The following is a 21086-nucleotide window of genomic DNA, read 5'->3' on the forward strand; positions in this document are numbered from 1 at the left end:
AATGCAGGCCTGGCCCCTGCAACGAGGTACCCCCGATGTCCGAATGGATCACCCTGGATACGCATTACGGCCCGGTCCGCGCCTGGCAGGCACTGCCCGAGGGCAAACCCCGCGGCGCGCTGGTGGTGGTGCAGGAGATCTTCGGCGCCAACCCGCATATCCGCGGCGTCGCCGAACGGTTCGCGGCCCAGGGCTACGCCGTGTTGGCGCCGTCGTTCTTCGACCTGGTCGACGGCCCCGAGGCCGACCCGGATGCCCTGCCCTACAGCCCCGAGGGCGTGAAGGATGGGCTGGCACGGGTCACCGCGCTGGGCATGGAAAAGGCACTGGAAGTGGTCCGCGCCGCGGCAACCCGGCTGGCCCCGCACGGCAAGGTCGGCACGGTCGGCTACTGCTGGGGTGGCAGCGTCGCCCTGCTGTCCGCGCTACGCCTGGGCCTGCCCTCGGTGAGCTACTACGGCGCGCGCAACGTGCAGTTCCTGGACGAGACGCCGAAGGCCCCGGTGATGTTCCACTTCGGCGCGCAGGACAAGAGCATCCCGCCGGAGGCGATCCAAGCACACCGTGAGAAGCTGCCGCAGATGGCGACCTACGTCTATCCGGCCGACCATGCCTTCAACCGCGAGGTCGGACATGCGTATGATCCAGACAGCGCCGCCCTGGCGCTGCAACGCACCCTGGACTTCTTCTCGGAGCATCTTGGATGAGCGATTTCGAACTCGATTCACGCCTGGCCACCGATAGCGTACTGGTGGCCGAAGGCCCGTTGTCGCAAGTGCGACTGATGAACGACGAACGATTCCCCTGGCTGGTCCTGGTGCCACGTCTGGCCGGGGTGACCGAGTGGATCGAGCTGGACGGCGAGCAGCAGGACAAGCTGCGCACCGAGCTCAACCGCGCCTGCAAGGCCCTGCACGGTTCGGACGGGGTGGAGAAGATCAACATCGGCGCGCTGGGCAACATCGTGCGCCAGCTGCATTTCCACGTGATCGGCCGCCACGACGGCGATCCGGCGTGGCCGGGACCGGTCTGGGGCAGTGGCCCGGCGCACCGCTATGAGCCGGCCGCGCTGGACCAGCATGTCGCCTACTGGAAGGAACGGCTAGGATATCCAGCCCATTCCTGAGCCAGTGCCGACCCGATGCGATTCAATATCGTCGCCGCCATCCTGCTGATCCTGATCGGCCTGTTCATGCTGGCCAGCAACCTGGGCTGGACCAACCTGAACCTGTCGCGCCTGCTGTTGACCTGGTGGCCGCTCGGCCTGGTGGCCGTAGGCATCGCGATCCTGTTCGGTCGCGGCAAATAAGGTAGCGCCGGGCCATGCCCGGCGAACGCAGCGCGCGGACCCACAAAACGGAAACGCCGGGCATGGCCCGGCGCTACCGATACGCGCTGACGCAAGCTGTCAGGTGCGCGGCAGGGTCACGCCGGTCTGGCCCTGGTACTTGCCGCCGCGGTCCTTGTACGAGGTCTCGCACACTTCATCGGACTGGAAGAACAGCATCTGCGCCACGCCTTCATTGGCGTAGATGCGCGCCGGCAGCGGCGTGGTGTTGCTGAATTCCAGGGTCACGTGGCCTTCCCACTCCGGCTCCAGCGGGGTCACGTTGACGATGATGCCGCAGCGCGCATAGGTGCTCTTGCCCAGGCACACCACCAGGGTGTCGCGCGGAATGCGGAAATACTCGACCGTGCGCGCCAGCGCGAAGCTGTTCGGCGGAATGATGCACTCGTCACCGACGATATCGACGAAGCTGCCCGGATCGAAATGCTTGGGGTCCACGATCGTCGAGTTGATGTTGGTGAACACCTTGAACTCGCGCGAGCAGCGCACGTCGTAGCCGTAGCTGGAAGTGCCGTAGCTGACGATGCGCTCGCCGTTGGCCTGCTTGACCTGCCCGGCCTCATACGGCTCGATCATGCCGTGCTGTTCGGACATCCGGCGGATCCAACGGTCACTCTTGATGCTCATGCTCTGTCCTGGGTGCGAGGGGGCGCGAGGATTCTAGCAGGGGGCCGGGCGTCGCCGCCGCAGCCCCCAGCGGGCCCTTACAGCAGCGAGGACAGGATCGGGATCGAAGCGCGCGGGCGCTTGCCCACTTCCTCGACCAGACGCTGGGCGGCACGGTGGTAGGCCTGGGCCGCCGCCGATTCCGGCTGCGCGGCGGTGATCGGGGTACCGGCATCGCCCTGCTCGCGGATGCCGATCTGCAGCGGTAGCGACCCCAGCAGCGGCACGCCGTACTGCGCCGCCATGCGCTCGCCACCACCCTCGCCGAACAGGTGCTCCACATGCCCGCAGTTGCTGCAGGTATGCACGGCCATGTTTTCGACCACGCCCAGCACCGGCACCTCGACCTTCTCGAACATCTTCAGCGCCTTCTTCGCATCCAGCGTAGCGATGTCCTGCGGCGTGGTGACGATCACCGCGCCGGCCAGCGGGATCTTCTGCACCAGGGTCAGCTGGATGTCGCCGGTGCCCGGCGGCAGATCGATCAGCAGATAGTCCAGGTCGTCCCACAGCGTGTCTTCGAACAGCTGGGTCAACGCCGCCGTCGCGCGCGGTGCGCGCATGATCAGCGGCGTTTCGTCCTCGACCAGATAACCGATCGACATGGTGTCCACGCCGAAGGCCCGCATCGGCTCGATGCTCTTGTTGTCCGGGCTTTCCGGGCGACCGGACAGGCCGAGCATCGCCGGCACGCTGGGGCCGTAGATATCGGCATCAAGCACGCCTACGCGCGCCCCCAGCTGCTGCAGTGCGACGGCCAGGTTGACCGCCGTGGTCGACTTGCCCACGCCACCCTTTCCCGAGCCCACCGCGATCACGTTGCGGATGCGCGCATGCGGCGCCAGTCCCTTCTGCACCTGGCTGGCATGCGGACGACGGGAAGAACTGTTCACTGCGGGCTCCGGGTGAATCGACAAGAAGAACCCAACATCATACTAGCTGGACGTACGCTGACTGAAATTCAGGATCGCTACAGATTCGTGCACAGATTGTTAAGTTCATGTTACGTTCGCTAAGCACTGGTTTTGGGCTGCGTTGCTGGATCTACGGCACGCACGATGGCGCATGCGCAGTGCCGTACTCGTATTTGCTCTCTGAACGGAACTACATGAAAGACCTTCGCAATTCTGCACGTCGCGACACCCTCGCTGTCGCCTTGATCTCCGCCCTGGTTGCCGCCTCGCCGGCAATGGCCCAGGACAAGGCCACCAATCTGGACAAGATCACCGTCACCGGCTCGCTGATCCCGCAGACCCAGGTCGAGACCCAGACCCCGGTCATGACCATCAGCGCTGAAGCCATCCAGTCGCGCGGCTTCAACAGCGTCGCCGAGGTGCTGCAGCAGTCCTCGCTGACCACCGGCGGCATCCAGGGAGGCCAGACCTCCGCTTCGTTCACCCAGGGCGCTGAAGCCGCTGGCATGTTCGGCCTGAATCCGGGTTACACCAAGTACCTGATCAACGGCCGCCCGATGATGTCCTACCCGGCGCTGTACAACGGCGGCGACGCGTTCAACAACATCAGCGGCATTCCGATCGACATCGTCGAGCGCATCGAAGTCCTGCCGGGTGGCCAGTCCTCCCTGTACGGTTCGGATGCGATCGCCGGCGTGGTCAACATCATCCTGAAGGACCACATGGAAGGCGGCAGCCTGTCCGTGCGTGGCGGCACTTCCACTGAAGGCGGTGGCAGCAGCTTCCGCGTCAGCGGTGCACACGGCTTCTCGGCACTGGACGACCGCTTCAATGCACTGGTCAACGTGCAGATCGAAAGCAGCAACCCGATCTGGGGCTACCAGCGTGACCTGACCAAGCAGAACAACGCGAACGGCTACACCGCGCAGCTGCCGTCGAACGACTTCGCCGTCATCGACGCCAAGACCAATGCGCTGTACATGATGGACCCGAGCAACTGCGCCAACGTTGCCGGCCAGTTCGACGGCACCACCGTGCTGGCGAACCGCCCGACGGGCCAGTCCTGCGGCTCGGTCTTCGGCGCCGGCTACAAGACCCTGAAGAACGGCAAGGACAGCGGCCAGTTCTACTCGTCGATGACCTTCGACGTGAACGACAACTTCCAGCTGTTCGCCGACGTGCTGTACAGCAAGGAAAAGACCGAATACACCTCGGGCTCGAACTACCTCTGGTGGGGCACCAAGAGCACCATGGGTGGCTTCTATGACCAGGCCTCCGGCAAGCTGGTCAACCTGCAGCGCGCGTTCGCTCCGGAAGACATCGGCGGCGAAGGCTACAAGGGCATCCTGAACAACGACAAGAGCCGTGCCTACCAGGTCACCCTGGGCGGCAAGGGTGCGGTCGGCAACTGGGACTACAGCCTGAGCTTCACCCGTGGCGAATACCGCCTGGATGAGAGCAAGTTCCAGCGCTTCGGCAATGCCATCAACAGCTACTTCGCCGACAAGGTGCTGGGCCCGCAGCTGGGCACCCAGGATGGCTTCGGCATCTACAACACCAACTGGGGCGCGTTCTACTCGCCGATCTCGCCGGAAGATTTCGCTGGCTTCACCGGTTACACCACCAACCACAGCCGCACCTGGCAGAACCTGGCACGCGCGCAGGTCACCAACGGCTCGCTGTTCTCGCTGCCAGGCGGTGATGCCGGCCTGGCCGTGGTCGTCGAAGGTGGCAGCGAAGGTTGGGACTACAGCCCCGACCAGCGCCTGCTGGACGGCGACGTGTGGGGCTCGTCGGCTGTTGCCGGCAACGGTCATCGCAGCAACTACGCGGTGACCAGCGAGCTGCGCATGCCGCTGCTGGAGTCGCTGACGGTGACCGCTTCCGGTCGCTATGACGCCTTCAAGATCGCCGACAACACCGTCGACAAGGCCACCTACAGCGTGGGTGTCGAGTTCCGTCCGATCGAAAGCCTGCTGTTCCGCGGCAAGTACGGCACCGCCTTCCGCGCGCCGACCCTGCCCGACGCATTCCAGGGCCGCAGCGGCTATTACGCTGCCAACTCCACCGATTACTACCGTTGCGGTGAGCTGGGCTACGTGCCGGGCAACACCGACGCCTGCCGCTACGCGGACAGCGTCTCGGTCTACTCCGAGCGTGCCGGCAACCCGGACCTGGAGCCGATCACCGCCGACGTCTGGAACGCGGGCATCGTCTGGGCGCCGATGGCGAACCTGTCGATCTCGGCCGACTACTACAACTGGAAGATCGAGAACGAAGTCGATACGGCCAGCACCGACCAGCTGCTGCTGGCCGAGTACTACTGCCGCAACGGCCTGCCGAACGGCTCCTCGGCCACCTGCCAGAACGTGGCTGACTGGGTCGTGCGCGATTCGGCCGGCAACCTGAGCTCGCTGTACACCCCGAAGATGAACGTGGCCCGCCAGAACCTGCAGGCCGTGACCGTCGGCTTCAAGTACCTGCAGGACATCGGCCGCTTCGGTTCGCTGCAGTTCTCGGGCAACTACACCAACATGCTGAAGCGTGAAGTGCAGGCGCAGCCGGGCGAGGACTTCCAGGACCTGCTGGGCAACCCGAAGTCGATGTGGAACTACGACAGCTACGCCAAGGTCCGTTCCGACGCGTCGGTGGCCTGGTCGCTGGACAAGTGGACCACCACGCTGTACGCGAACTACATCGGCCACACCCCGAACTACCTGGCGGGCCTGAACGGCTACGAGTACACCCATGGTGCGTCGGGTTACAAGGCAGGCAAGTGGGCTTCGTACACCACTTACAACCTGAGCGTGAACTACCGCGTGCAGGATGACCTGACCCTGTCGCTGATGGTCAACAACGTGTTCAACAAGATGCCCGAGCAGCAGGCTCACAGCTACCAGGGCACCTCCGGCACGCCGTTCAACAACTACCTGTACAACGTCTACGGCCGCACCGTGTACGTGCAGGCCAAGTACGACTTCGGCAAGTAATCCCGTCGATTTCCGGGTTTGATTCCGGACCAGGCCCCGCTTCGGCGGGGCCTTTTTTTTGGCGAGGCATGTGCGGCGATCGCCGCGGGAACATCTCGATTGTTAAATATCCGGACATTTACTGGATATTCATTAAGCCAAACTCGGCAAATTCGTACCAATATTGCAATCAATTGTTTTTAAAGAAATTTTTATTAACTCCCAACGAGCCATTGCGAGAGCGCGACAAGCCCGCGAAAAACAAGTTAAGCGTGTGTTACGTTCGAAAAACGCCGCCTTTCTGCGTCCACCGGCTGCTGAACCATCCATGAGTTCCCAGGAAAGGGAAAACGCGTTTCTCACGACCACACGGAGTACCGCATGTCTCGCAATGGCTTCCCGCGTCACCCGCTCACCCGCGCCGTCCTCAGCGGCCTGATCCTGGCCAGCAGCAGCGCGATCGCGCTCGCCCAGGACAACACTCCCACCGATCTTGGACGCGTGACCGTCACCGGCTCACTGATCCCGCAGACGCAGATCGAGAACCACACGCCGGTCCTGACCGTCACCGCTGAGGACATCCAGACCCGTGGCTTCACCAGCGTTGCCGAGGTGCTGCAGCAGAACTCGCTGACCACCGGCGGCCTGCAGGGCGGCCAGACCTCCGCTTCGTTCACCCAGGGCGCCGAAGCCTCGGGCATGTTCGGTCTCAGCCCGAGCTACACCAAGTACCTGATCAACGGACGGCCGATGCTGTCCTACCCTGCCCTCTACAACGGCAGCGATACCTTCAACAACCTCAGCGGCATCCCGATCGACATCGTCGAGCGCATCGAGATCCTGCCCGGCGGCCAGTCGTCGCTGTACGGCTCGGATGCAATCGCCGGCGTGGTCAACATCATCCTCAAGGACCGCATGGACGGCGGCGTGCTGAACGTGCGCGGCGGCGCCTACACCGAGGGTGGCGGCAACGATTTCCGCGTCAGCGGCGCGCATGGCTTCAACGCCTTTGATGACCGCTTCCACGCACTGGTCAACGTGCAGTACGAGAAGAGCAGCCCGATCTGGGGTTACCAGCGTGATCTGACCAAGCAGAACAACACCCGGGGCTATACGCCGCAGGTTCCGACCAACGACTTCCTGGTCTACCTGCCGGACCAGCAGAACGCCTACGTGATGATGGACCCGAGCCGCTGCGCCAACGTGGCCGGCCAGTTCGGCGGCACCACCGTGTTGGGCACCCGTGCCACCGGCGAATCCTGCGGTTCACCCTTCAGTGCCGGCTACAAGACGCTGAAGAACGGCAAGGAAAGCAGCCAGATCTATTCGTCGATGTCCTTTGACGTCAACGACAACTTCCAGCTGTTCGCAGACGCGCTCTACAGCCTGGAAGAAGTGCAGTACAACTCGGGTTCGGGCTACGCCTTCTGGGGCAGCGATGTCGGCTTCGGTGCGTTCGTCGACCAGGCCAGTGGCGAATACATGAACCTGCAGCGCGCGTTCGCGCCGGAGGACATCAGCCCGGCCGGCTACCGCGACACCATGAGCACCGATCGCAACAAGGCCTACCAGATCACTCTGGGCGGGCGCGGCAACGTCGGCAACTGGGATTACAGCGCCAGCTTCAGCCGTGGCGAGTACAAGCTGACCGAGCGCAGCTTCGCGCGCTGGGCCAATGAGATCGACAGCTACTTCGAAGACCGCGTGCTGGGTCCGGTGCTGGGCGTCACCGACGACGGCTACAACATCTACAACCCGAACTGGGGCGCGTTCTATTCGCCGCTGCCGGCCGGCGATTTCCAGACCTTCACCGGCTTCACCTACAACAAGAGCCGCACCTGGCAGAACCTGGGACGCGCGCAGATCACCAATGGTTCGCTGTTCAAGCTGCCCGGTGGCGATGCGGGCCTGGCAGTGGTGGCCGAAGCGGGCAGCGAAGGCTGGTCCTATACCCCCGACCAGCGCCTGCTTGATGGCAGCGTCTGGGGCACCACGTCGGTCGCCGGCGCCGGCCATCGCAGCAACTATGCGCTGACCAGCGAACTGCGCATGCCGCTGCTGGAGTCGTTGACCGTGACCGCCTCGGGTCGCTACGACGCATTCAAGATCGCCGACAAGACCGTCGACAAGTCGACCTACAGCATCGGTGTGGAATTCCGCCCCATTGAAAGCCTGCTGTTCCGCGGCAAGTACGGCACCGCCTTCCGCGCCCCCAGCCTGTCCGATGCCTTCCAGGGCCGCAGCGGGTACTACGCCAACAGTTCGGTCGACTACTACCGCTGTGGCCAGCTCGGCTTCAACCCGAGCGACACGGTTGGCTGCCCGTATGCCAACGAATCAGTGTTCGGCGAACAGTCCGGCAACCCCGAGCTGGAAGCGATCACCGCCGACGTCTGGAACGCCGGCATCGTGTGGGCGCCCATCAACAACCTCTCGCTGTCGGTGGACTACTACAACTGGAAGATCAAGAACGAGGTCAACACCCTCAGCTCCGACCAGTTGCTGCTGGCCGAGTATTACTGCCGCAACGGCCAGACCAACAACACCTCGGCCAGCTGCCAGAACGTCAGCGACTGGATCACCCGTGATGGCGCCGGCAAGCTTGACCAGATCTACACGCCGAAGATGAACATCGCCAGCCAGAACCTGCAGGCGGTCACGGCCAGCTTCAAGTACGTGCAGGACATCGGCCGCTTCGGTGCGCTGCAGTTCTCCAGCAACTACACCAACATGATCAAGCGCGAGCTGCAGCCGCAGCCGGGCGACGAGTACCTGGACCTGCTGCGCGACCCGTACGCGATGTGGAACTACGACCAGTACGCCAAGGTGCGTGCCGACGGTGCGGTGGGCTGGGCGAAGGACAAGTGGACCACCACCGTGTACTTCAACTACATCGGCAAGACGCCCAACCGCATGGCATACCTGGGCAAGGGCTACGACTACGTGCATCCGTCCGGCTACGAGGCCGGCAAGTGGGGCTCGTACACCACCTACAACCTGAGCGTGAATTACCAGGCGATGGACAACCTGACGCTGTCGATGATGGTCAACAACGTGTTCAACAAGATGCCCGACGGCCAGGCCCACAGCTACGCCGGCAACATCGGCGCACCGTACAACAGCAGCATCTACAACCCCTACGGCCGTGCGGTCTACGTGCAGGCCAAGTACGAGTTCGGCGGGAAGTAAGCGCCGCGCCCGCACTGCCCGGGAGGCCCCGCTTAGGCGGGGCCTTTTTCATGCCCGTCAATTGAGACGGAAGATCAAAATCAGTCTCATAAATTAAATAATGAGAAAATCATCCGCGAAGGCGGCAAGCCCTTGATCTACATACGAAACATCGACTTCGATCGATTTTGTTCCGCAACGCAACATTTTGAAACATTCCCAGACAATCGCGTTTACGCACTGATTTCAAAGGACTTTTCTTCCGATTAGCAGCACATCCGTGTGACGGGACCGTTTTGACAACGTGAACGTCGTGTTACGTTCCGGCTGAATGGATTGCAACTGAACACATCATGAAGATGTCAGGGAGGACATCAGCCAGACGACATCGCTCATTACGGGGATCCATCATGTCTCGCCATCGCTCCACGCCTTCGCGTCACCCCCTGACCCTTGCCCTGATCGGCACCCTGCTCGCCTCCGGCGCAGCCCACGCGCAGGACACCGGCCCGACCCAGCTTGACCGCGTCACCGTCACCGGCTCACTGATCCCGCAGACGCAGATCGAGAACCACACGCCGGTCCTGACCGTCACCGCCGAGGACATCCAGACCCGCGGTTTCACCAGCGTCGCCGACGTCCTGCAGCAGTCCTCGTTGTCGACCGGCGGCCTGCAGGGCGGGCAGACCTCCGCTTCGTTCACCCAGGGTGCCGAGGCCGCCGGCATGTTCGGGCTCAGCCCCGGCTACACCAAGTACCTGATCAACGGCCGCCCGATGCTCTCGTATCCGGCGCTGTACAACGGCAGCGACAGTTTCAACAACATCAGCGGCATTCCGATCGACATCGTCGAGCGCATCGAGATCCTGCCCGGCGGCCAGTCTTCGCTGTACGGTTCGGATGCGATCGCCGGCGTGGTCAACATCATCCTCAAGGAGCGCATGGATGGCGGTGTGCTCAACGTCCGTGGCGGTGCCTACTCCGAAGGCGGCGGCAACAGCGTACGCGTCAGTGCGGCGCGCGGCTTCAACGGTGTCGACGATCGATTCCATGCGCTGGTCAACGTGCAGTACGAAAAGACCAGCCCGATCTGGGGCTATCAGCGTGACCTGACCAAGGTCAACAATCCCGACGGCTACAGCCCCCAGTACGTCTCCAACGACTTCCTGGTGCTGCTGCCGGCCAACAGCAACCGCTACGCCATGATGGACCCGAACCTGTGCGCCAACGTGGCGGGCCAGTTCGACGGCACCACCGTGCTCGGCACCCGGCCGACCGGCCAGGCCTGCGGTTCGGTCTATGGCACCGGCTACAAGACCATCAAGAACGGCAAGGAAAGCGGGCAGATCTACAGCTCGATGACCTTCGATGTGAACGACAACTTCCAGTTGTTCGGCGACGCGCTCTACAGCCTGGAAGAAGTGAAGTACGCCACAGGCTCGAACTACACCTGGTGGGGCACCTCCTCCGGCTGGGGCCGCTTCTACGATCAGGACAGCGGCCAGTACATGAACCTGCAGCGCGTGTTCGCGCCGGAGGACATCGGCGCCGGCGGCTATCGCGACATCATGAACACCGATCGCAACAAGGCTTACCAGGTCACGCTCGGCGGCCGCGGCACGGCCGGCAGCTGGGATTACAGTGCCAGCTTCACCCGCGGCGAATACAAGTTGACCGAGCGCAACTTCGTGCGCTGGAACGATCCGATCAACGACTACTTCGAGCAGCGTGTGCTGGGGCCGGTGCTGGGCACCACCAGCACCGGGTACAACATCTACAGCCCGGACTGGGAAGCGTTCTACTCGCCACTGCCGAGCGGTGATTTCCAGAGCTTCACCGGCTACACCTACAGCCAGAGCCGCACCTGGCAGAACCTGCTGCGTGCGCAGGTCACCAATGGCTCGCTGTTCAAGCTGCCCGGCGGCGACGCCGGCTTCGCAGTGGTGGTTGAAGGCGGCAGCGAAGGCTGGGATTACACGCCCGATACCCGCCTGGTGGATGGCAGCGTGTGGGGTACCACTGCGGTTTCCGGCGCCGGCCATCGCAGCAGCTACGCGGTGACCAGCGAACTGCGCATGCCGTTGCTGGAATCACTGACGGTGACCGGCTCCGGCCGCTACGACGCCTTCAAGATCGGTGGCAACACCATCGACAAGGCGACCTACAGCGTCGGCCTGGAATTCCGGCCGATCGACAGCCTGCTGTTCCGTGGCAAGTACGGCACCGCGTTCCGCGCGCCCACCCTGTCCGATGCCTTCCAGGGTGTCAGCGGCTACTACGCCAACGGCTCCACCGACTACTACCGTTGCGGCCAGCTGGGCTACGACCCGGCCAACACCACCGGCTGCCCGTATGACAGCGTGTCGGTGTTCGGCACCCAATCCGGCAACCCGGACCTGGAGCCGATCACCGCCGATGTCTGGAACGCCGGCATCGTGTGGGCGCCCATCAACAACCTGTCGGTGTCGGTGGACTACTACAACTGGAAGATCAAGAACGAGGTCAACACCCTCAGTTCCGACCAGTTGCTGCTGGCCGAGTATTACTGCCGCAACGGCCAGACCAACAACACCTCGGCCAGCTGCCAGAACGTCAGCGACTGGATCACCCGCGACGCCTCCGGCGTACTCGATGAGATCTATACGCCGAAGATGAACGTAGCCAGCCAGAACCTGCAGGCGCTGACGGCCAGCTTCAAGTACGTACAGGACATCGGCCGCTTCGGTTCGCTGCAGTTCTCCGGCAACTACACCGACATGCTCAAGCGCGAACTGCAACCGCAGCCGGGCGATGAGTACCTGGACCTGCTGCGCGACCCGTATGCGATGTGGGTGTACGACTCGTACGCCAAGGTGCGCGCCGACGGTTCGATCGGCTGGGCCAAGGACAAGTGGACCACCACCCTGTATGCCAACTACATCGGCAAGACGCCGAACTACATGGCCTACCTGGGCAATGGCTACGACTACGTCCACAGCTCCGGCTACAAGGCCGGCAAGTGGGGTTCGTACACCACCTACAACCTGAGCGTGAACTATCGGGCGATGGACAACCTGACCCTGTCGCTGATGGTCAACAACGTGTTCAACAAGATGCCTGACAACCAGCGGTACAGCTTCGCCGGCACCAGCGGCCAGCCGTACAACAACTACCTGTACAACGCTTATGGCCGTGCCATCTACGTGCAGGCCAAGTACGAGTTCGGCAACAACTGATCCGTCGACGTCGTTTCCTGCAGCAAAAGACCCCGCTCCGGCGGGGTCTTCTGCTTTGGGTGGCACCGGTGCGGTAAGGGAGGGGGGAGCGGCGGTGGCACTGCCAAGGAAGGTCATCGATCTGCTACCTTTCGACCTTGTTCACAATCCAGTCAGCTTCAGCCGATCAACGCGCAGCAAAAGGACAAGACATGCACGTGATTTCCGCTCGCACCCTATGCGGTGCCCTCTCCATGGCCCTGGCCGGCGCCACGGCACACGCCGCTCCCATCCCGATCGAAGACCTGGCACGCATGCCAGCGTTGCAGTCGGTCTCGATGAGTCCGGACGGCAAGCATCTGGTCGCGTTGATCCCCTCTCCGGGCAACCCGGAAGAAACTGCGCTGGCCAGCTGGGATACCGACGCAATGGGAGGCGCCCCGAAGGTGGTTACGCCCTCGGGCGACCGGATGAAGTTCATTGCCGTGGGCGCTCTCAAGTCCGACCAGATCCTGGCGGTCGGCCGCCAGGAGTGGACCGGGCAGCTTGGCGGGTGCGGCGAGGGCAGCGTATCGGGTGCGACCAAGACATTCGTGGTCAAGACCTACCTGACCGACCAGAGCCAGAAGACCTTCAACGAAGCATTTGCCGACAACACGCGCAAGCTGGGCGTGAGCGAACAGACCCAGCGCTGCCTGGAACTGGGTGGCAGCGCATCGCTGGTCAACATGCTGCCGCTGGATCCGGACCGGGTCATCATCCGCCAGCTCAGCGAGATAACGCTGACCGCCAATTACTACCTGTACAACCTCAAGACCAAGGAAACCGAACTGCTGTTCCGCGGCGGCACCCGCGCCCAGCCTGCGTTGTTCGACCCGCGCAGCGGCAAGGTGCTCGCCAAGAGCCAGATCGAACCGGTCAGCGGCGATTACGACCAGCAGATTCAGATCCTTGATCCGAGCTCCGGGCAGTTCGTACTGCAGAAGCCGCTGCTGACACGCCTGTCCAACCGGCATACGGTCGAGTTGGCTGGTGTGGACGATGCCACCGGCAAGTACTACGTCCTGACCGACCTCTTCTCGGACAAGGTGCAGGCACATCTGTACGACGCCAAGGCGCAGAAGTTCGATCCCGAACCGGTGCTGGCCAATCCGAACTTCTCCATCGCAAGCCTTGTCTTCAGCACCCAGCCGAGCACCTTCAATCAAGTGGTCGGATTCACCATCGATGGCCCTTCGCAACAGACGGTCTACGTCGACCCGACGCTGAAATCGATCCAGGACACGCTGAAGCAAGCTGCGCCGGGAAGGCAGATCGAGATCAGCCGCTACAACGATGATTTCTCGAGGATCCTGTTCCGCGCTACCGGTCCGGATGCACCGCCCTCCCATTTCCTGCTGCTGGATCGGAAAAAGGTGGTGAGCCTGGGCAGCGAGCGTCCGTGGATCAGCAAGGGCACGGTGGGCGAACAACGCTGGGTGAACTACAAGGCACGCGACGGACGGGTCATTCCTGCCATCCTGGATCTCCCTGCGGGCTGGAAGGAAGGCGATGCCGCAGCGCCGGCCATTGTCCATCCACACGGCGGCCCCTGGGCGCGTGACTACGTGCAATGGGATGCCTCCGGCTGGGTCGCGCTGCTGACGTCTCGCGGATATGCCGTGCTTCGCCCGCAGTACCGTGGCTCCTCTGGCCTGGGCCGGGACCTGTGGATTGCCGGCGACCGCGAATGGGGCCAGAAGATGTCCGACGACAATGATGACGGTGCGGCGTGGCTGGTGTCGCAGGGTTTCGCTGCGAAGGACCGCATCGCGATCTTCGGCTACTCCTACGGCGGCTTCGCTGCTGCCGCAGCCACCGTTCGCCCAGGCAGCCCGTATCAGTGCGCGATTGCCGGCGCTCCGGTCACCGATCTCGCACGCTTGGGCACCAGCTGGAGCGACAACCGCCTGCAGCGCATCCTGCAAGGGCAGACGGTCAAGGGCATGGATCCGATGCGCAACACCGCCAGCGCCAACATTCCGGTGATGCTGTTCGTGGGTGACCGCGATGTGCGTACACCCTCCTTCCACGCCCAGGGCTTCTACGAAGCGGTGAAGGACAAGGTGCCTGCGCAGTACCACCTGATTGCCGACCAGCAGCACAGCATGCCGTGGTACCCGCGCCAGCAGCGGGAAACGCTGGGCCTCATCGAAGGCTTCCTGAAGAAGGATTGCGGCCCGGGCGGCCTCTGACCCCTAGATCGTGTCGCTGAGCGCCCCCGCCTGGCATCCGCCAGCGGGGGCGTTTTGCATCCACACGATGAATTTCCCTTAAACATCAAAGCATTACAGGAACGCTTCGTTCATCTTGCATTTACTTTACGGCAAACATACACTCCGTTAACCGAAGCGTAACAAATAGGGAAATTACCGAAATGCGCAACGTCATTCGCCTCTCCAAGCCGAGCCGCGTCCCGCTGACCTTGGCGGTTCTGGCCTGTCTACATGTCGCTCCTGCCTTTGCCCAGGAAACACCACAGCAGGAAGCTGCTTCGTCAAGTACCACCCCCGCATCCAAGCGCGCCACCGAACTTGACACCGTCGTCGTCACCGGTTCGCTGATCAAGCGTCCGGAGTACGAGACCACGTCGCCGGTGCAGGTCATCTCGATCGACAAGGCGATCTCTGCCGGTCAGTTCGATACCGCCGACTTCCTGCAGACGTCTTCGATCGCTGCAGGCTCCACGCAGATGAACAACCAGTTCGGCGGCTTCGTCGTCGAAGGCGGCACCGGTGTGCAGACGGTCTCGCTGCGTGGTCTGGGCGCGAACCGCACGCTGATCCTGCTCGACGGCCAGCGTCCCGGCCCGGCCGGTACCCGTGGCCAGGTCGCCGCGTTCGATCTGAACGTCATTCCGCAGGCCATCCTGCAGCGGCTGGAAATCGTCAAGGACGGCTCCTCCTCCATCTACGGCTCCGATGCGCTTGCCGGCGTGGTCAACCTGATCACCAAGAAGAGCATCGACCGTCCGGAGATGACCTACTCCATGAGCGTGCCGCAGCATGGTGGCGGCGAGCAGTTCTCTGCCTCGATCGCCAACGGCTGGAACTTCGACAAGGGCAGTGTCGTGGCGGCCGCGCAGTGGGACCGTCTGAACGCACTGACCGTGGGTGATCGCGATTACTTCCGCTGCGCCGAAGACATGGTCTGGGGCACTGACGGCAAGCGGATCGACCGTGAGGATCGCTCGATCCTGGCCGGCAGCAACCTGGCAGGCTGCAGCACCGGCAACCTGTACGCCAATACCATCATCAACTACAACAACCCGGCAATCCGCTACGTGCCCTCGCCCGATGGCAGCACGGTGGGCCCGTTCCCGGGCTATCGTCCGCGCCCGCGCCCGACTCCGACCTACGCCAACGGCGGCACCGCGTACTACCAGGATGTCCTGAACTTCCCGTTCTACCACGACCAGGAAGTGATCAATCAGCGTGAGCGTGCCTCGTTGTACGCCGCCACTGACTTCAGCTTCGACAGTTTCAACTGGAAGACGCAGTTCCTGTACAACCGCCGTGAGACCAAGGCGCACAGTTGGCGCCAGTTCTACCCAACGGTCTACAGCGAGGCGGCCGATGACTACTTCCAGGTCATCATGCCGTTCCCGAGTGACCAGAAGATCACGGTCGACTACTTCTACGGCACCACCAAGTTCGATGGCCAGTTCAAGTCGACCGACAGCTGGACCTGGGAAGTCAACGCTGGCTTCAGCCGCTCCACCGGCAAGTACGGCGCGCTGTCGATCGATGTCGACCGCGCCGGCGACCTCGTCTATACCGACGACGACATGCCGGTGAACTACTTCGATCCGGGCTTCCTCAACGGCACCCGCATGAATGAGCTGATTGCCGCCGTGGGCCAGTACCACACCGGCAAGACCACTTACGATCAGACCAGTGCCAACGCGATCTTCAGCGGCAACCTGTTCACCCTGCCCGCCGGCGATGTCGCCTCGGCATTCGGTGTCGAGTTCCGCAGGTACAAGATCGATGACACGCCGTCGGATTTCGCACTCGCGGACCGCTCCTGGAATTCCACCTCTGCCGGCCCGACCCGTGGCACCGACAAGGTCAAGGAAGCGTTCGCCGAAGTCGACGTACCGCTGCTGAAGGGCATCCCGGGCATTGAATCGTTGTCGGTCAACCTGTCCGGCCGCGTGTTCGAATACGACTCGGTGCCGGGCTCGGATCACGTCTGGAAGACCGGCGTGAACTGGCAGATCATCCCGTCACTGCGCGTGCGCGGCACCATGGGTACCTCATTCCGTGCGCCGGGCCTGTACGAGCTGTACCTGGGCGATCAGACCGGCTTCCTGCCGCAGACCCAGATCGACCCCTGCATCCAGTGGGGCGACAGCAACAACACCTTCATCCGTGCCAACTGCGGAGCGGCCGGCATTCCGGACACCTATACCGGCGGCGGCGGCAGTAGCGCCACCATTTATTCCGGTGGCGGCGGCAAGAACAACCTGCAGCCGGAAACGTCCAAGGCCAAGACCCTTGGCCTGGTCTGGAGCCCGACCTTCGCCAACCTCAACGTGGCGCTGGATTACTTCGACTATGACGTGCGCGGTGAAATCACTCAGCTCGACGAGTACGACATCGTGTTCGGCTGCTACGGCTCGGCGGTGTTCCCCAACGCATTCTGTGACCAGATTGTGCGCAACAGCCCGACCAACGCGTCGGCGCCGAACAACATCACCACGATCTACAACAAATACGTGAATATCAACCGCGAGCGCACCCGCGGCTACGACCTCCAGGTCAACTACGACAACGACTTCTCCTTCGGCAAGATTTCCGCTGAAGCGCAGGTCACCTACACCATCGAAGATACGTACCAGCTGTTCGACTCGGCTTCTGACAGTGGTATCACCACCTCCGACCAGGTCGGCTACATCGGCCGGCCGAAGACCGTCGGCCTGGCCAGCGTCAGCCTGGAACGGGGTGACTGGACGTTCAACTGGCAGGGCACGTACGTCAGCAGCACCCAGAACAAGGACCTGGACCGGAACTTCACCTATTCCGGCTACCAGAACGCGACCCGCGACATCAAGGCCGGCTGGCAGTTCCGCCACAGTGTCTCTGTCGGCTACGACATGGATGACTGGAACATCATGGTCGGCGTGCGCAACCTGTTCGACAAGGAGCCGGACCTGATCTCCAACACCGCCGGCACCCGTTATGGCAACACGCCGTTGTACGCATCCCAGTACGACTGGTACGGCCGCACGTTCTTCGCGCGCGTGTCCTACAAGTTCTGATCGCAGCATTGCAGCACATGAAAAGGGCGGCTCCGGCCGCCCTTTTCTTTTGCCTGCGGCAAGCGGGCGGCGCACCGTGACCGCCGATCACCGACAGCGCTGACAGCACGCCCCGCGGCACACAAATGGCTCCTGAATGCGCTCACCGCCCACCACTCCCCCGTCGCCAGGCAGGAGGCAAGCGATGTCCTGGCGAGACGCCTTTTTGCGCAAAGTACGACTTAACAGGCCATTCATATATGGCCCGTGCCGCCAGATTCGGCACATCACAAATGAGACTAAGCATCTGTATTTGTTGCAATTTCATGTGCGCCGTTGACATTCCGAGTGACAAAGTGTGACGAAACCATGCATTTCCCGTTAAGCGCGTGTTAGGTTCGATCAAGGTCAGGACAAACCATGAACATGACCGTAACAACCGCAGGGATGCGGACGATCTTCATCCACTAGGGGGATTCACCACATGACGCACCACCGCACGCCTGGTCGCCACCCGCTGACCAACGCCCTGCTCGCCGGCCTGATGATGGCTGCCGCAGCCCCGGCCCTGGCCCAGGAAGCCAGCTCCGGCAACAACCCGATCGACCTGGACCGCGTCAGCGTGACCGGCTCGCGCATCGCGCGTACCGGCTTCGTGACCCCCTCGCCGGTCACCGCCATCACGGCCGAAGAAATCCGTGCCACCGGCGCCAACAACATCGGCGACCTGATGGCGCGCATGCCGGCGCTGAGCCCGACCTATACGCTGGGCAATTCCACCCGCTTCATCGGCACCGCCGGTGTGGGCCTGATGGACCTGCGCGGCATGGGCACCTCGCGTACGCTGGTGCTGGTCAATGGTCGCCGCCATGTCGGCGCGACCTCCGGCTCCTCGGCAGTCGACGTCAACACGATTCCGGTCGAGTGGATCGAGCGCGTTGAAGTCATCACCGGTGGCGCCTCGGCCGTGTACGGTGCCGATGCCGTGGCCGGTGTCGTCAACTTCATCATGAAGAAGTCGTTCGATGGCGCCGAAGTGCGTGGCCAGACCGGCATGGCCAGTGAAGGCGGCTTCAACCGCTCCTTCATCAGTGCCTCGGCCGGCACCGATTTCGCCAACGGCCGCGGCAACGCCGCGATCGCACTGGAATACAGCAAGCAGGACCGCTTCGTCCGCAGCGACCGCGCGATCGGCAATGAATTCCTGGTGTCGGTGCCGAACCCCAACTACGACCCGACCAAGCCCTCCAGCGAAAGCAATCCGCAGACCGTGCTCAGCGGCCCGGGTGGCAACCACTCGATCTCCTTCGGCGGCACCTTCACGCTGGGTGCGTTCTCGCCCACCAACAAGGCGACCTGGGGCAACCGCTACCAGTTCAATCCGGATGGCACCTACCGCCCGCAGCGCTATGACGGGGTGATGCCGAGCACCACCAGCTGCGTCAACTGCGACTTCGCCGACCTCAATTCGGTCGCCGATCTGCAGCCCGGCTTCGACCGCAAGAGCGTCAATGCGGTCGTCAACTTCGACCTGACTGACAATCATCGCCTGTACTTCGAAGGCAAGTACACCGAGACCGTCTCGGACTTCCTGGCCCAGCCGTCGTTCGACCAGACCCTGCGCATCCAGCGCGACAATGCCTACGTTTCGCCGCAGCTGCGCGCGCTGATGGCCGCCAACGGCGCCAGCCAGTTGACCCTGAGCCGCTTCAACGTCGATGCCGGCCAGCGTGGCGAGCACGTGGAGCGCAACACCCAGCGCTTCGTGCTCGGCGTGGAAGGCAACCTGACCGAGAACTGGACCTACGACGTGTACGGCAACTGGGGCCAGAGCGAAGTCAAGCGCTGGAACCTCAACAACCGCATCAACGAGCGTTGGCAGGCAGGCCTGGACACCGTGGTCGATCCGTCCACCGGCCAGATCGTCTGCCGCACCACGCTGAACCCGAACGCCACCAACCCCAACAACGGCAACCGCGTGTACTCGCAGTTCGCCCGCGAAGGCTGCGTGCCGTTCTCGGTGTTCGGCAATGGCGCGGTGACCCAGGCGGCACGCGACTGGATGAACGTCGATTCGTTCAACTATTCGCGCCTGCAGCAGTCGGTGTTCAGCGCCTCGCTGGCCAACGCCTCGCTGTTCAGCCTGCCGGCAGGTGACGTCGGCGTGGCCGGTGGCGTGGAATACCGCCGCGAGAAGAGCCGCGAAATCACCGATCCGCTGGCAGCGCAGGGCCTGACCTTCCTCAACGCGATCCCCAACCGGATGGGCAAGTACGACGTGCGCGAAGCGTTCGTCGAAGCCACCGTGCCGTTGCTGGCCGACATCCCGGGCATCTACAACCTGACCATGGACGCTGCCGGTCGCTGGTCCGACTACAGCAGCATCGGCAAGACCACCACCTGGAAGGTCGGCCTGGACTGGACCATCATTCCGTCCCTGCGTGCCCGCGGCACCCTGTCGCAGGCGGTGCGTGCGCCGAGCATCGGCGAACTGTACAACCCGCAGAGCGAGAACTTCGCCACCGTCAACGATCCCTGCAACTACCTGGCCACCAATTCCAATCGCCCCAATACGGCAGCTGATCCGGCCCTGCGCCAGGCCAACTGCTCGGCGCTGGGCGTGCCGGTGGGTTGGGTCGATACCTACACCGCAACCCGCCCGGGTGTCAGCGGCGGCAACCCGAACCTGAAGCCGGAGCGCGCGCGCAGCTTCACCTATGGCCTGGTCTGGCAGCCTGATTTCCTGCAGGGCTTCGGCATGTCGGTGGATTACTGGTGGATCAGCCTGAAGGATGCCATCGGCGCAGTGACCGCGCAGACCAATGCCACCCGCTGCGTGGATTCTCCGGGAGGCATCAACAACAGCTTCTGCGGCTTCATCGAGCGCGCACCGGTCGGTGGCAAGACCGATGCGGGCGGCCGCACTTTCCCGGAACATTCGATCAGCCGTTGGGTTGCACTGAACGAAAACCTGGCGCGCTCGCGTCGCGTCGGCGTCGATCTGGAAATGGACTACCGCTTCAAGATCGCCGAGGGCGACACGGTGATCCGCCTGGTCGGTACCCGCCTGCTGCAGTCGCGTGAATGGGCCTTCCAGGACTTCCCGAACGAGTACGACGAGAACGTCACCTGGGTGACCGACCCGCGCTGGCGCGGTTCGCTGCAGACCAAGTACTCGCTGGGTCAGTGGCGCGCGTCGTGGGACCTGAACTACGTGAGCAGCAACCTGCGCGTGCAGCCCAAGAGCTACCAGGCCAACCCGGGCCAGAGCAGCCCGATCCGCAACGGTTCGTACGTCTACCACAACTTCCAGTTCGGCTACCGCTTCCCGGGCGACAAGATCGACGTCTACCTGGGCGTGGACAACGCCTTCGACAAGGATCCGCCGGTGAACTACTTCGGCTCCGACGTCGGTTCGGCGATGTACGACAACATCGGCCGTTACATGTACATGGGCGCTACCTACAAGTTCTGATCCAGCAAAACAGGCAGTACCCCGACAGACCCGGCTTTTGCCGGGTCTGTCTTTTCCGGTGCCGGCAAGGC

11 protein-coding genes are annotated in these 21086 nt (G+C 63.1%); 9 read left to right on the top strand and 2 right to left on the bottom strand.

Going from position 1 to position 21086, the window contains the following annotated elements:
* Nucleotides 1-35: 35 nt before the first annotated feature.
* The 3 genes from CLM74_RS15245 to CLM74_RS21680 are packed head-to-tail and all read left to right on the top strand — an operon-like array spanning nt 36 to nt 1309.
* Complete coding sequence (locus tag CLM74_RS15245) at nt 36-707, top strand: dienelactone hydrolase family protein (RefSeq protein ID WP_105164439.1); 672 nt, start codon at nt 36-38, stop codon at nt 705-707.
* Nucleotides 704-1126 carry an HIT family protein gene (locus CLM74_RS15250; RefSeq protein ID WP_032975033.1) on the top strand — a complete coding sequence of 141 codons (423 nt, stop codon included), beginning with the start codon at nt 704-706 and terminating at the stop codon, nt 1124-1126. Before CLM74_RS15245 ends, CLM74_RS15250 begins: the two co-directional genes overlap by 4 nt.
* Nucleotides 1127-1141: 15 nt before the next feature.
* Nucleotides 1142-1309, top strand: a complete 168-nt coding sequence (locus tag CLM74_RS21680) for a DUF5668 domain-containing protein (RefSeq protein WP_025876120.1) — start codon at nt 1142-1144, stop codon at nt 1307-1309.
* Between the two features lie 99 nt (nt 1310-1408).
* On the opposite strand, the gene dcd is transcribed toward CLM74_RS21680, so the two are convergent.
* Nucleotides 1409-1975, bottom strand: coding sequence for a dCTP deaminase (gene dcd, locus CLM74_RS15255; RefSeq protein ID WP_025876117.1), 567 nt, complete (start codon nt 1973-1975; stop codon nt 1409-1411).
* A gap of 77 nt (nt 1976-2052) precedes the next feature.
* A complete protein-coding gene (gene apbC / locus CLM74_RS15260; RefSeq protein WP_025876115.1) occupies nt 2053-2907 on the bottom strand; it encodes an iron-sulfur cluster carrier protein ApbC in 855 nt (284 codons plus the stop codon).
* Between the two features lie 215 nt (nt 2908-3122).
* On the opposite strand from apbC, the gene CLM74_RS15265 reads away from it, so the two are divergent.
* The 6 genes from CLM74_RS15265 (at nt 3123) to CLM74_RS15290 (ending at nt 21015) form a co-directional block, all read left to right on the top strand.
* On the top strand, nt 3123-5918 hold the full coding sequence (locus CLM74_RS15265; protein WP_105164440.1) for a TonB-dependent receptor: 2796 nt from the start codon (nt 3123-3125) through the stop codon (nt 5916-5918).
* A 360-nt stretch (nt 5919-6278) separates the two neighbouring features.
* Nucleotides 6279-9086, top strand: coding sequence for a TonB-dependent receptor (locus tag CLM74_RS15270; protein ID WP_105164441.1), 2808 nt, complete (start codon nt 6279-6281; stop codon nt 9084-9086).
* Between the two features lie 389 nt (nt 9087-9475).
* Nucleotides 9476-12280: a TonB-dependent receptor gene (locus tag CLM74_RS15275; RefSeq protein WP_025876109.1), complete on the top strand. Its 2805-nt coding sequence runs from the start codon at nt 9476-9478 to the stop codon at nt 12278-12280.
* A gap of 233 nt (nt 12281-12513) precedes the next feature.
* Complete coding sequence (locus CLM74_RS15280; RefSeq protein WP_080278322.1) at nt 12514-14493, top strand: prolyl oligopeptidase family serine peptidase; 1980 nt, start codon at nt 12514-12516, stop codon at nt 14491-14493.
* A gap of 182 nt (nt 14494-14675) precedes the next feature.
* Nucleotides 14676-17561: a TonB-dependent receptor gene (locus CLM74_RS15285; protein WP_025876105.1), complete on the top strand. Its 2886-nt coding sequence runs from the start codon at nt 14676-14678 to the stop codon at nt 17559-17561.
* A gap of 463 nt (nt 17562-18024) precedes the next feature.
* Nucleotides 18025-21015, top strand: a complete 2991-nt coding sequence (locus CLM74_RS15290) for a TonB-dependent receptor (RefSeq protein ID WP_099843207.1) — start codon at nt 18025-18027, stop codon at nt 21013-21015.
* The last annotated feature ends 71 nt before the right edge of the window (nt 21016-21086 follow it).

The sequence above is a fragment of the Stenotrophomonas sp. MYb57 genome (assembly GCF_002966815.1).
GTDB lineage: Bacteria > Pseudomonadota > Gammaproteobacteria > Xanthomonadales > Xanthomonadaceae > Stenotrophomonas > Stenotrophomonas indicatrix.